The organism is Proteus sp. G2675, assembly GCF_963886535.1.
GTDB lineage: Bacteria > Pseudomonadota > Gammaproteobacteria > Enterobacterales > Enterobacteriaceae > Proteus > Proteus mirabilis.
Window position 1 is genome coordinate 49586 of sequence record NZ_CAWPCB010000012.1, and the last position, 12692, is coordinate 62277.

10 protein-coding genes and 2 pseudogenes are annotated in these 12692 nt (G+C 37.9%); 9 read left to right on the forward strand and 3 right to left on the reverse strand.

What is annotated here, in order from left to right:
* Nucleotides 1-118 precede the first annotated feature (118 nt).
* The 4 genes from rnm (at nucleotide 119) to AACQ49_RS03205 (ending at nucleotide 4062) form a co-directional block, all read left to right on the forward strand.
* The gene (gene rnm, locus AACQ49_RS03190; RefSeq protein ID WP_004243058.1) at nucleotides 119-979 is read left to right on the forward strand and encodes an RNase RNM; all 861 of its coding nucleotides are present in this window, start codon (nucleotides 119-121) and stop codon (nucleotides 977-979) included.
* A 24-nt stretch (nucleotides 980-1003) separates the two neighbouring features.
* A complete protein-coding gene (locus tag AACQ49_RS03195) occupies nucleotides 1004-1624 on the forward strand; it encodes an L-threonylcarbamoyladenylate synthase (protein WP_004243057.1) in 621 nt (206 codons plus the stop codon).
* A gap of 366 nt (nucleotides 1625-1990) precedes the next feature.
* Nucleotides 1991-2917, forward strand: a complete 927-nt coding sequence (gene rluB, locus AACQ49_RS03200) for a 23S rRNA pseudouridine(2605) synthase RluB (protein WP_004243055.1) — start codon at nucleotides 1991-1993, stop codon at nucleotides 2915-2917.
* A gap of 233 nt (nucleotides 2918-3150) precedes the next feature.
* On the forward strand, nucleotides 3151-4062 hold the full coding sequence (locus AACQ49_RS03205) for a hypothetical protein (protein ID WP_223231924.1): 912 nt from the start codon (nucleotides 3151-3153) through the stop codon (nucleotides 4060-4062).
* Nucleotides 4063-4114: 52 nt separating this feature from the next.
* Here AACQ49_RS03205 and cobO read toward each other — a convergent pair whose 3' ends face one another.
* On the reverse strand, nucleotides 4115-4705 hold the full coding sequence (gene cobO, locus AACQ49_RS03210) for a cob(I)yrinic acid a,c-diamide adenosyltransferase (protein ID WP_004243052.1): 591 nt from the start codon (nucleotides 4703-4705) through the stop codon (nucleotides 4115-4117).
* A gap of 23 nt (nucleotides 4706-4728) precedes the next feature.
* Complete coding sequence (locus AACQ49_RS03215; RefSeq protein WP_026090429.1) at nucleotides 4729-5490, reverse strand: YciK family oxidoreductase; 762 nt, start codon at nucleotides 5488-5490, stop codon at nucleotides 4729-4731.
* Nucleotides 5491-5703: 213 nt separating this feature from the next.
* On the opposite strand from AACQ49_RS03215, the gene sohB reads away from it, so the two are divergent.
* On the forward strand, nucleotides 5704-6750 hold the full coding sequence (gene sohB / locus AACQ49_RS03220; protein WP_004243049.1) for a protease SohB: 1047 nt from the start codon (nucleotides 5704-5706) through the stop codon (nucleotides 6748-6750).
* A gap of 332 nt (nucleotides 6751-7082) precedes the next feature.
* Here sohB and AACQ49_RS03225 read toward each other — a convergent pair whose 3' ends face one another.
* Entirely contained in the window at nucleotides 7083-7331 is a 249-nt protein-coding gene (locus AACQ49_RS03225; RefSeq protein WP_036896103.1) for a YciN family protein, read from the reverse strand.
* Between the two features lie 305 nt (nucleotides 7332-7636).
* On the opposite strand from AACQ49_RS03225, the gene topA reads away from it, so the two are divergent.
* The 4 genes and pseudogenes from topA (at nucleotide 7637) to AACQ49_RS03245 (ending at nucleotide 12692) form a co-directional block, all read left to right on the forward strand.
* Nucleotides 7637-10234, forward strand: coding sequence for a type I DNA topoisomerase (gene topA / locus AACQ49_RS03230; RefSeq protein WP_161778815.1), 2598 nt, complete (start codon nucleotides 7637-7639; stop codon nucleotides 10232-10234).
* A 173-nt stretch (nucleotides 10235-10407) separates the two neighbouring features.
* Nucleotides 10408-10932 (forward strand): superoxide dismutase family protein, encoded by a 525-nt coding sequence (gene sodC / locus AACQ49_RS03235; RefSeq protein ID WP_004243045.1) that lies wholly within the window; start codon nucleotides 10408-10410, stop codon nucleotides 10930-10932.
* Between the two features lie 878 nt (nucleotides 10933-11810).
* Nucleotides 11811-11885: pseudogene (locus AACQ49_RS18420) on the forward strand (hypothetical protein); the annotation flags it as partial.
* Between the two features lie 52 nt (nucleotides 11886-11937).
* Nucleotides 11938-12692: pseudogene (locus tag AACQ49_RS03245) on the forward strand (hypothetical protein).

Below are 12692 nucleotides of genomic sequence, written 5' to 3' on the forward strand. Positions count from 1 at the left end.
ATTTAATAGACTAGCTCATATTGTGTACTAGTAAACTGGATTATATTAGGTTCGTCAAGTACTTTATGGCATACTCTTAAAAATTCGTTGTATCACTGAGGATAAACAGGGAGAAGGAATGACTGAATTGCTATCTGATTTACGCGTGATTTATGATCTGCATAGCCATACTACTGCATCAGATGGCGAGCTCTCACCTGATGAATTAATCGATAGAGCCATTGAAAAACAAATTACGGTATTAGCGATAACCGATCACGATACTACCGCTGCTATCCAACCTGCCAAAAATTATATTGCAGAAAAAAGTTTACCTTTAACTTTGATATCAGGTGTCGAGATATCGACTTTGTGGGAGAATATAGAAATCCATATTGTTGGATTACAGATTGATATCGAACACCAAGCTATGACGACATGCCTAGCAAAACAGAGTCAATGCCGTGAAACTCGCGCTAAAATGATCGGCGAACGTTTAGCTAAAGCGGGTATTGCTGGGGCATGGGAAGGGGCAAGTGCCCTAGCGAAAGGCGGGCAAGTGACACGAGGACACTTTGCGCGTTTTTTGGTTAATGAAGGGCATGTGGCATCGGTCAATAAAGTATTTAAACGCTATCTAGCGAAAGGAAAAACAGGTTATGTACCGCCACAATGGTGCTCAATTGGTGACGCTGTCACGGCTATTCATCAAGCGGGTGGAGTTGCGGTATTGGCACATCCTGGTCGCTATGGTCTATCCTCTAAATGGTTAAAGCGATTAGTGCTTTATTTTAAACAACAAGGTGGTGATGCTATAGAAGTGGCACAATGCCAACAACCACCACAAGAGCGAGAACAACACGCAGCTTTAGCACAAGCTTATGATCTTAAAGCTTCGTTAGGTTCTGATTTTCATCGCCCTTGCTCGTGGATAGAGCTAGGACGTAATTTATGGTTACCCGCTAATGTTGAACCTGTATGGACATTATGGCAGGGATAACATCAAAAAGTCGTTGAGGGATATATGAGCCAACTTTTTTACATTCACCCTGATAATCCGCAGGCTCGTTTAATTGAACAAAGTGCGGATGTTTTACGCAAAGGCGGAGTGGTAATTTATCCAACAGATTCAGGCTATGCGATAGGTTGTTGTTTGGATAATAAAGATGCGATGACGCGTATTTGTCGAATTCGCCAACTCGATAAACATCATAATTTCACTCTAATGTGTCGAGATTTATCAGAAATTGCCACTTATGCCTATGTTGATAATGTTGTTTTCCGTTTAATTAAAAATAATACGCCTGGTAACTACACCTTTATTTTAAAAGCCACCAAAGATGTACCTAAGCGTTTAATGAATGATAAACGTAAAACAATTGGTTTACGTGTACCTTCTAATCCTATTGCGCTGGCATTATTAGAAAATATCGGTGAGCCATTAATGTCTACCAGCTTAATATTACCGGGTAATGATTTTGCAGAGTCAGATCCGGAAGAGATTAATGACTTATTGGGTAAACAGGTTGATTTAGTGATCCACGGCGGTTACTTGGGGCAAAAGCCAACCACGGTGATTGATTTAACAGAAGATAGCCCCGTTATTGTCCGTGAAGGAATGGGCGATATTACGCCTTTTCAATAACCTTTTAAATTTGGTAAATGCATCATAGGGGACTTATTATAGTGAGATAAAAGGTGAAGAGATTTATTGCTTGTGTTAAATTTACGCACTGCGATAAAGCCATTGGGCGCATCTTGTGGTTAGTGACATCAAGAAAGCTGTTTTGGAAGTAAACGGCATAGTAACGATGGAAGCCTTAGGCGCTATTTTATCGACACGATTTTATTTGTCATGCTCATTTTATTGTCACTTTGGCATGGCTTATCCCTGAATCAATAGACCTGTGTTTGTTAAACAGTTTAATAAACATGGGTTATTTTTTACCTGATTGATTTTAAAACTAATTTATTTTATGACGCCTGTGAAGGCGACACATGAGGTTGTTTCATGAGCGATAAATCGCAACGTACTGAAAAATTACAAAAAATTCTTGCTCGTTCTGGTCATGGTTCTCGACGTGAGATTGAAGGCTATCTTCAAGAAGGCCGTATCAGTATTGATGGCGTGAAGGCAAAATTAGGCGATCGTATTGATGCCAATTCTACAGCCAAAATCCGTTTAGATGGTCGTATATTAAGTATTCGCGAAGCACAAAAAGATGTTTGTCGAGTGTTAGCTTATTACAAGCCAGAAGGTGAGCTATGTACACGTAGTGATCCACAGGGCAGACCGACCGTATTCCAACGTCTTCCGCGTTTAAATAGTGCGCGTTGGATAGCCGTTGGTCGTCTTGATGTTAACACCAGTGGTTTATTACTCTTTACCACTGATGGTGAGTTAGCCAATCGCTTAATGCACCCAAGTCGTGAAGTTGAGCGTGAATATGCGGTACGTGTTTTTGGTGAAATTGATGATGCAAAAATTCGTCAATTGACTCGTGGGGTACAATTAGAAGATGGGCCGGCATCATTCCGTTCGGTTTCTTATCGCGGTGGTGAAGGCATTAACCAATGGTACAATGTATCGCTAACGGAAGGACGCAATCGAGAAGTCCGTCGTATGTGGGAAGCGGTAGGTGTGCAGGTTAGTCGCCTTATTCGTGTTCGTTATGGTGATATTGATTTGCCTAAAGGACTTCCACGTGGCGGATGGGTTGAGCTAGGCTTAAATCAAATTAACTATTTACGCCAGCTGGTGGAACTAAACGATGAGACAGTAACCAAAGTGGCTGTCGAAAAAGATCAGCGTCGAATTAAAGCAAATCAAATTCGTCGGGCGGTGAAACGTCATACCAAAATTTCTGCGCGTACTTCAACTTCACCGGCTAAGCGTGCTTCAAGTCGCCGCCAATCAGCGGGAAGTAAAAGCAAATAAACGAATAATTATTGATAAATTCAAATTAAATTTTCAGTTAGATACAGAAGTCTGCTAATTTTTAGCAGACTTCTTTTTTTGATAGCTTTATTTTTATAATAAATAAAACTATGATGCTTATATTAATACGATGATAAGCTGTTTCTATCATATTAATATTTTATTTGTATTTATTACGATAAGGTATACGCGATAATATGCATCGTTATATTTATTTAACAACAGTGTTGTGTATGAACTTTCTTAGTTTAGGCTGTGATGAGGCAACAACATCGACAACACAAACAGGCATTTTTTATATCAGTAACAATAACAATGTGCCGTTACAATTTAAAATTGATACTAATCATTTTTCGATTAATAAAGGTGAGGTAAAAAAAATAACATTAACCAATGGAGAGCATATATTAGAATCAAACTCAGGTGAAAAGAAAGTATTTATGGTTTACCCTGGAAATAATGGGGGGATTATTAATCCCTCTCAGGAAATATACTATAGCTTTACTTCCGTGTTTACTTCAGAAGAAAATAAAGAACACTTTTATTTAGATACGCGCTCTGTTTGGATCAATGGACAATTAATACATGGTGCCATTAATAGCACAGATGCTGTGTTTATCGACAACAATATCTTTCGTTGTGACATTCCATTAAATGAGCCTATTCCTCCTTATTTACCAGATTGGAAGAATTCTGGGGTAGGCAATGTATTGACTAAATGCTTCTCTCAAGAGGAGTTTCAAACGTTTTTAGCCAAATATCCTTATGGTATTCATTTCGAGAATAATCACGATTTATTAACCAAACAAGCTAAGAAAGAACAGTTTAGTTGGATAAATGAAAAAGATACACGTACTGAGGATTTTAATCCTACACTGAGTGAAATAAATTTTAATAATAAAGAATTAGTACAAGAAGCCAATACTATTTATGAAATAGTTTACTCGTATTTAGCGTCTCGTGATCCTGATAAGAAACAAGAGCTTTATAATATTTATCATCTGCATATCATGTCTATGGCATGGATTTATAGCCAACAAATACAAAATGATATACTGGATGATAAAGAAGCCTACTTTCAATTAATAAAAGAGACCGGAAGAATATTTGGTGCAGGTATATTAGGTGAACCTGTATTGATATAAATATATTACGGCAATCTGAACACATAATACGAGTTTATTATACGCGTTTATTTTACCAATCAATTCCTTTTTGTGCTTTGATACCACTGTCAAACGCATGCTTAATAGGACGCATTTCCGTAACGGTGTCTGCTAATTCTATTAATTGTCTATGACAGCCTCGTCCTGTAATAATAACACTTTGATGATCAGGACGAGAAGTAATAGCCGCAACCACATCTTCAAGTGGTAGATAATGAAAACTGATCATATAAGTAAGTTCATCTAAGACAACTAAATCATAGTCAGGTGAATTGAGTAATTGCAGTGCATATTGCCAAGTATTTAAACAGGCTTGTGTATCGGCAGCTTTATCTTGAGTTTCCCATGTAAAACCGGTTTCCATAACATAGAAGGGAACGCCGGCTTGTTCTAAAAGATTACGTTCTCCATTTTCCCATGTCCCTTTAATAAATTGCACAACACCGACTTTTTTATGATGACCAACCGCACGTGTAGCGGTTCCCATGGCGGCGGTGGTTTTCCCTTTACCATTACCAGTAAAAATCATCAAAATGCCTTGTTCGCGTTGCGCCTGCGCAATTCGGGCATCAACTTTTTCTTTCAAACGTTGTTGGCGCTGTTGGTGTTGTGCATCACTCATAGGATAAACCTTATATTCTCAAGTTATTCAGCAGGTCCGGCTTTACGATCGGGTTGTGCATCTAAAGATTGACCACTCACTTCAATGCTGTCATCACTCATTAGATAGAGATATAACGGCATTAGATCTTTTGGCGTTTTAAGTTTTTGTGCATTTTCATCGGGGAAAGCACTTGCTCGCATACTGGTGCGTGTTCCACCCGGATTGATGCAGTTAATACGCAAGCTACTGTCTTTATATTCTTCATGTAACACTTGCATTAAGCCTTCTGTGGCAAATTTAGAGACAGAATAAGCCCCCCAACCATAACGGCCTTGGCGACCTACACTGGAGGTTGTCAAAATAAGGCTTGCATGAGGTGCCTTAAGCATTAGGGGGATTAAGGCTTTAGTCAACATAAAGGTTGCATTAACGTTGACTTGCATCACATCATGCCAAAGTGTACTTGGTTGGTTAATTATCGGCTCAACGACACCGAGTAGGCCGGCATTTTGTAATACACCGTCCAAATGAGGAAAACGTTTTACGATAGTATCAGCAAATTCCTGATAATCGTTCTCGCTCGCGGTGAGTAGATCTAAAGGGTAAAGCATCGGTTGTTGCCCGCCTGAAGTGATAATCTCATTTTGTACATCTTCAAGCTTAGATAAGGTACGTCCTAACAAGATTAATGTCGCACCATAGCGAGCATATGTGAGAGCAGCTTCTTTACCTATGCCATCACCAGCCCCCGTTACTAGAATTATTTTATCTCTTAATACAGTATGATCGGGTTGATATTGCAACATATTAATATCCTGTTTATTGAAAAATAAATAAAGTGTAACGTCTTATGTGCTTAAGAACCAGTTTAGCGACTCATTTTTAAAGTGATTAACGGCTAGTGATACAGATAATAACTGCCAGAATGGCGCCTTTGTTACTGGCATCAGCGTAAAATTTCGTTAAACTAGGTGCTATGATTTCACTGTGTTTTATTAACCTTAAAAGAGGCCTTTGTGGAGTATATTTTACAATATGGACTGTTTTTAGCTGAGATTGCGACTGTTGTAGTCGCTATTATTGCTATTGTTTCGTTTTTTGTGGTTATCGGTAGTAAAAAGCAACATCGAAAAGGCACATTAAAGGTGACTGATCTTGCTGAGTCTTACCATGATAAACAACGTGTTATGCAACAAGCCAAAATGGATGAGGCTGAATTGAAAGTGTGGCATAAAGCGTTTAAAAAACAACAAAAGAAAGAGCAAAAACTGAGTAAAAACAATGCTAAAGAAGGGCGCAAAGGCGTTGTTAAACCTTGTTTATATGTTATTGATTTTAAAGGTAGCATGGATGCCCATGAAGTTGGTGCATTACGTGAAGAGATAAGCGCTATCCTCTCTGTGGCACAAGCGGGTGATGAAGTACTGCTTCGTCTTGAAAGCCCCGGTGGTATGGTTCACGGTTATGGCCTAGCAGCAGCCCAGTTAACTCGTTTAAAAGATAAAGGGATCAAATTAACTGCAGTGGTCGATAAAGTCGCCGCCAGTGGGGGTTATATGATGGCCTGTGTCGCTGATAAAATTGTTGCGGCACCTTTTGCGATTATCGGCTCTATCGGTGTGGTCGCTCAAATACCCAATATTCATCGTTTATTAAAGAAAAATGACATTGATGTTGAGTTACATACTGCCGGTGAATATAAACGCACGCTAACCCTATTAGGGGAAAATACGGATGAAGGTCGTGAGAAATTTAAACAAGATCTCAATGAAACTCATCTGCTATTTAAGTCTTTCGTACATAAATATCGCCCTGAATTAGATATCGATAGTGTTGCAACCGGCGAGTATTGGTATGGAACGGATGCTGTAGATAAAGGGCTGATTGATGAAGTGGGGGTCAGCGATGATTGGCTCATCAGTCGTATTAATGATTTTGAAGTATTATCCGTTCAATATATCCTGAAGAAAAAAATGGTAGAACGAGTTACTGGTGGCGCAATGGAAAGCGTGGATAAATTAATGATGCGTTGGCTACAAAGGGGTAAAAACCCACTGTTATAAGCATTATCAAATAACGAGTTGCTATCAAATTAGCGATATTCAGTAGTTAGATGTAAGCTGAGTATCGCTATTTTTTTATTATTTATTCAGCGATTTTCGAATAAAAAAAGCCAGTGAGGTACACACTGGCATAAAAATAATTGATAATTTTTAACAACAATCGGGCAATATTTCCTCTTTCTAGGAAGACTCAATATAGCGATAAAGAGAAAATAAATATAATTGATATTACATATTGAATTGATAGGCTCTGAAAATCTTCTCTATATCTTATATTGATAGTTAATAACCGATTTGTTGGCAATAAGTGCCAAAATAGTCAGCAAACATCATCACGCTAGATGGTATTTTTCAGATAACACATGTGCTAAATGTTTAAACATATTGAATGCAGCGGTACTTTTAGCCGTGGGTAAACCCTGTTCATCTAAAAAAAATTCGCCTTTAAATACCAGTACATTGCCTTTTTGTTCAACAGAATCTGCGTACATACCTTGTAAATAGTCTTCATGTTCACGTATGATTTTATTCGCTTTTTCAAGTAGCATCTCTGCGGAAATAGGTGTAGTTTGTGTCGACATCATTTATGCTCCTTAGAAAAATAATTTGTTGCGCCTCGCTTTTTATCAGGTAGAGTGTGGCATTTTTAAAAGCTTAGCTACTCTATATACATAGACATCGCTATGTTTTAGACCTGAATCAGTGATGAGGTGATTAAAATACCTCAAAAAAAGTAACGTGTTTTGCGTTTAAACAAAAGCTTTGAATAAAAACAGGTTGATATATTGCAAAACTAACGCAATATAAAAAGAGATTTCAAAAGTTTTCTGAGCTGAGGGTATTAAACAATACCGTCATGACAAAGTTTAATTAGGTAAAGGTAATTATGGGTAAAGCTCTTGTTATCGTGGAGTCCCCGGCTAAAGCCAAAACAATCAATAAATATCTTGGCAATGACTACGTAGTAAAATCTAGCGTGGGTCACATTCGTGATTTGCCAAAAAGTGGTTCTGGCAGCCAGAAGAGCGAAAACTCATCCGCCACGAAAGGCGTGAAAAAGGTTAAAAAGGATGAGAAATCAGCCTTAGTCAGCCGTATGGGTGTCGATCCTTATAATGGTTGGCATACAAACTACCAAATTCTGCCGGGTAAAGAGAAGGTAGTCGCTGAACTAAAAGCATTGGCTGAAAAAGCAGATCATATCTATCTCGCAACGGACCTTGACCGCGAAGGAGAAGCTATCGCGTGGCATTTACGCGAAGTGATCGGCGGTGAAGATGATAGATTTAGTCGTGTCGTATTTAATGAAATTACGAAAAATGCCATTACACAAGCATTCCAAACACCGGGTGAGCTGAATATTGACCGTGTTAACGCGCAACAAGCACGTCGTTTTATGGATCGTGTGGTTGGCTATATGGTTTCTCCGCTGTTATGGAAAAAAGTGGCGCGTGGTTTATCTGCGGGGCGTGTACAGTCAGTTGCGGTACGCCTACTCGTCGAGCGTGAACGTGAAATTAAAGCATTTGTGCCAGAAGAGTATTGGCAATTACACGCTTCATTGCTGACACCCGATGAACAACCCTTGCGTATGGAAGTGACGCACTATCAAGATAACGCCTTTAAACCTGTCTCCTCTGAGGAAACTCAGGTGGCGGTTAAGGCGTTACAGAATGCCACTTTCATCGTTAAAAACCGTGAAGATAGACCAACATCCAGTAAACCAAGTGCCCCTTTGATCACCTCTACATTGCAACAAGCGGCAAGTACTCGCTTAAGCTTTGGGGTGAAAAAGACCATGATGTTGGCTCAACGTCTTTATGAAGCAGGTTATATCACCTATATGCGTACTGACTCTACCAACCTGAGTCAGGATGCAATCCAAATGGCACGTGATTATATTCACGATAAATTTGGTGCAAAATATCTGCCTAAAGAGCCGAATGTTTATTCAAGTAAAGAGAACTCACAAGAAGCGCACGAAGCTATTCGTCCTTCTGATATCAATGTGACGGCCGAATCTTTAAAAGATATGGATAGCGACGCGAAGCGTTTATATCAACTGATTTGGGATCAATTTGTCGCCTGTCAAATGACACCGGCAAAATATGACTCAACCACACTTACGGTTGCATCAGGGGATTATAAACTACGCGCTAAAGGTCGCACATTACGTTTTGCGGGTTGGACAAAAGTCATGCCAGCAATGCGCAGTAAAGATGAAGATAAAACATTACCAGCGGTTGATGTCGGGGCGCAATTAGCGTTAGCTGAGTTATCGCCAACGCAACACTTTACTAAGCCACCAGCGCGTTTTAGTGAAGCGACATTAGTTAAAGAGCTAGAAAAACGAGGTATTGGTCGACCTTCAACTTATGCTTCAATTATCTCTACCATTCAAGATAGAGGTTATGTCAAAGTTGAAAACCGTCGTTTCTATGCAGAAAAAATGGGTGAGATTGTTACCGATCGCTTAGAAGAAAACTTTAGTGATTTGATGAACTACGATTTCACGGCTCAAATGGAAGATCATCTCGACCATGTTGCCAACAACCAAGAAAACTGGAAAGCGGTATTAGATGCATTCTTCACAGATTTTAGTCAGCAACTAGAAGTCGCTGAAAAAGATCCAGAAGAAGGAGGAATGCGACCTAACCCTATGGTTATTACTTCTATTGAATGTCCTACTTGTTCTCGTCATATGGGAATTAGAACAGCGACGACAGGGGTATTCTTAGGGTGCTCGGGCTATGCTTTACCACCAAAAGAGCGTTGTAAACAAACGATAAATCTTATTCCTGAAGATGAATTACTTAATATCTTGGAAGGAGATGATGCGGAAACTAATGCATTACGTGCCCGTCGTCGTTGTCCGAAATGCGGTACGGCAATGGACAGTTATCTTATTGATACTCATCGTAAATTACATGTTTGTGGTAATAATCCTGCATGTGATGGTTATGAAGTTGAAGAAGGTGAATTCCGCTTAAAAGGTTATGAAGGCCCAGTGATTGAGTGTGATAAATGTGGCGCTGAAATGCATCTAAAAATGGGGCGTTTTGGCAAGTACATGGGTTGCACCAATGAAGAGTGTAAAAATACACGTAAGATCTTAAAGAGTGGTGAAATTGCACCACCAAAAGAAGATCCGGTTCCACTACCTGAATTGCCTTGTGAAAAATCGGATGCTTACTTTGTGTTACGTGATGGCGCGGCGGGTATTTTCCTTGCGGCCAATACGTTCCCTAAATCAAGGGAAACCCGTGCACCGAAAGTCGCTGAGTTAGTACGTTTTAAAGATAGATTATCGGAAAAAATGCGCTACTTAGCACAAGCACCTGTAACCGATCCTGAAGGGAATCCAACCATAGTACGTTTTAGTCGTAAAACTAAACAGCAATATGTCTCTTCTGAAAAAGAGGGAAAAGCAACAGGTTGGTCAGCCTTTTATATTGATGGCAAATGGGTTGAAAAAAGTAAATAGTATCGATAGTTATTGATATTTTAAGATAAAAAAGCGACTTACTGACATAAGTCGCTTTTTTTGCATTAAGACGATATGCTAATTAACGTACATTGAAACAGTATTAATGGTGAGTCTCTATTTGTTGATATCGACGACTTTATGCTGAGCATAAATAATAAGAGGAAGATACTATGAAACTGATACCTTTGTTACTCTCTGGACTACTCTTTACATCGGTTGCCAGTGCGGCGAGCTTAGATGTTACGTTAAAAGAAGCCTTACCTACAGGGGCGGGTGATGATATTGGTGTTGTCACTATTACCGAAACCGATTATGGGCTGTTATTTACGCCAAAACTTACTGGGTTAACACCGGGTGTTCATGGTTTTCATATCCATGCTAATGGCTCTTGTGAGCCAGATATGAAAGATGGAAAACCTGTTCCAGCATTAAAAGCGGGTGGTCATCTTGATCCTGAAAATAAAGGTGTTCACTTAGGGCCTTATAACAAAGAAGGGCATTTAGGTGATCTACCTGGTTTGGTTGCCAATAGTAAAGGTGACGCTGATTATGCCGTTCTTGCTCCTAGACTGACTAAGCTTGATCAAATTAAAGATAAAGCCTTAATGGTTCACGTTGGGGGAGATAACTACTCAGATAACCCAGAAGCGCTTGGCGGTGGTGGTGCTAGAATGGCATGTGGTGTGATTAAATAATTCATTTATTTATAATCCAAAAGCTATCTGATGATGGCTTTTGGGTTAATGGTTATACTCACTAAAATAGTGCATAGTTTTATCCCATCGCAATGTGATGAAATCACATTTAATTTTGATTAAAAAACGACTGCTTTAAGCGGTTTTTCTTATGTGTTTTTTTGGTGTTAACTATATCATTTTTTCTTTTTCTATTTTCCTCGTCATTTTCTACTATTACTTATTTGATTAATTATTTATAAAAAATAATATATCTAACATAATATGAATCTTTATTTATTTCGTTTCTCCTTATTTATGCAATTCGAATTTTATTATTATTCATAAAATGAATATAAAAAGCCCAAAAGAAGATTAAAAAACAGACATATTATATAGGCTAAATAAAATAAACGGCTTATTTAGAATTATATTTTAATTAAACCAAGATTATTAGCTAAATATATTGATAAAATTGAGCTATTTAAAGTGGCAAGGTAATGAAATTGAATGAAATTAATTTTTAACTGTTAAAAATCAATATATTATGAACTATTTTTTGAGCTTTCCATATTGGAAGCAAAATATATTTTACTGTACCCAGTATTTACTGGGTTATGAGTGATTTGTTTGTTTATTAGTCATATTTTATATTGACAAACACTTTTTATGATTATTTATGTAGCATGATATAGTGATATTTCAATTATTTTACGCAAAGTGACTTATGCTAGAGAGATACTAAATATGGGAGCTGTTTACAGTTTATTAATAAGCTTTTATTATCCTTTATTCAAGTCTTATTGTACGCATTGGCTAAGGTAGCGGATATAACGGACGAAGTGTTTTTAGTGTAATCGTTTAGTTTAATTTGTTATTTTTGATAAAAGGATATTGTTATGCCAACACCTTGCTATATTTCCATTGAAGGGAAAACACAAGGTAACATCACGGCAGATCCTGTCAGTAATATATTACCCACATTATTTATGCCAGAAGGCATAACGGCGATGAAAAGGTTCAAATATGCTAATGACAATGATTAAATTATTTGTTCTTATTCCTTATCTATTGTTAGGTGGTTGTAGTGGGCTTATCAATTCAATATATATCTTGATAATAAATTCCCCGTCAATATGAATAATGATGGCAATAAAATCACGGTTTATTCAACTATTTCCCCTGAAACAGTAGTGCAAGTCCGAGGTACTTATACGTCAAATAAATGCCAACGTTCTCATTTTAATTCTGATTATACCGAAGTCTCTTACTCCTCTTTAACACAAAAAGTAGAGGTAGAACGTAAAATAGCAGAGGATAATAAAACTGCGACCTACACTGTGCCTATTGATGGAGGGGGATGGTGTAATTGGAAGTTAGTAAAAATAGAATTATCACCAGTTTCTACCATTCACAAAAGATATATGCGAATTAGTGAAGTTATTCCAATCACCGATGATAAGCATTCAAAAATAGAACTATTTACCACATTAGCCCCTATTATAGTAGAAGGCAAGAATGAGCAATCCATCTATTATTCACCATCAAGCACGGAAGGTGAACGAAAGTTATCCAATAAATCAGATGGAGAAATCTATTTTAATTATAAAGTTGAACCTAAACTAACCACGACTATCTCAAAAGATGAAAAAGTTATTTATCCTAATGGGAGCATTAAAGATCCAACCTTTTCTATTTATACTGGAATGATTAGTTTTAATGAAATAATCGAGAATAGTGATGAAAAAGCGTTTACTTCTTTTGTTAGATATATTGATTGA

Bases quoted from the DNA above. Each gene is read 5' to 3' on its own strand.
- rnm (WP_004243058.1), top strand. From the start codon at position 119: ATGACTGAATTGCTATCTGATTTACGCGTGATTTATGATCTGCATAGC.
- AACQ49_RS03195 (WP_004243057.1), top strand. From the start codon at position 1,004: ATGAGCCAACTTTTTTACATTCACCCTGATAATCCGCAGGCTCGTTTA.
- rluB (WP_004243055.1), top strand. From the start codon at position 1,991: ATGAGCGATAAATCGCAACGTACTGAAAAATTACAAAAAATTCTTGCT.
- cobO (WP_004243052.1), bottom strand. From the start codon at position 4,705: ATGAGTGATGCACAACACCAACAGCGCCAACAACGTTTGAAAGAAAAA.
- AACQ49_RS03205 (WP_223231924.1), top strand. From the start codon at position 3,151: ATGAACTTTCTTAGTTTAGGCTGTGATGAGGCAACAACATCGACAACA.
- sodC (WP_004243045.1), top strand. From the start codon at position 10,408: ATGAAACTGATACCTTTGTTACTCTCTGGACTACTCTTTACATCGGTT.
- topA (WP_161778815.1), top strand. From the start codon at position 7,637: ATGGGTAAAGCTCTTGTTATCGTGGAGTCCCCGGCTAAAGCCAAAACA.
- AACQ49_RS03225 (WP_036896103.1), bottom strand. From the start codon at position 7,331: ATGTCGACACAAACTACACCTATTTCCGCAGAGATGCTACTTGAAAAA.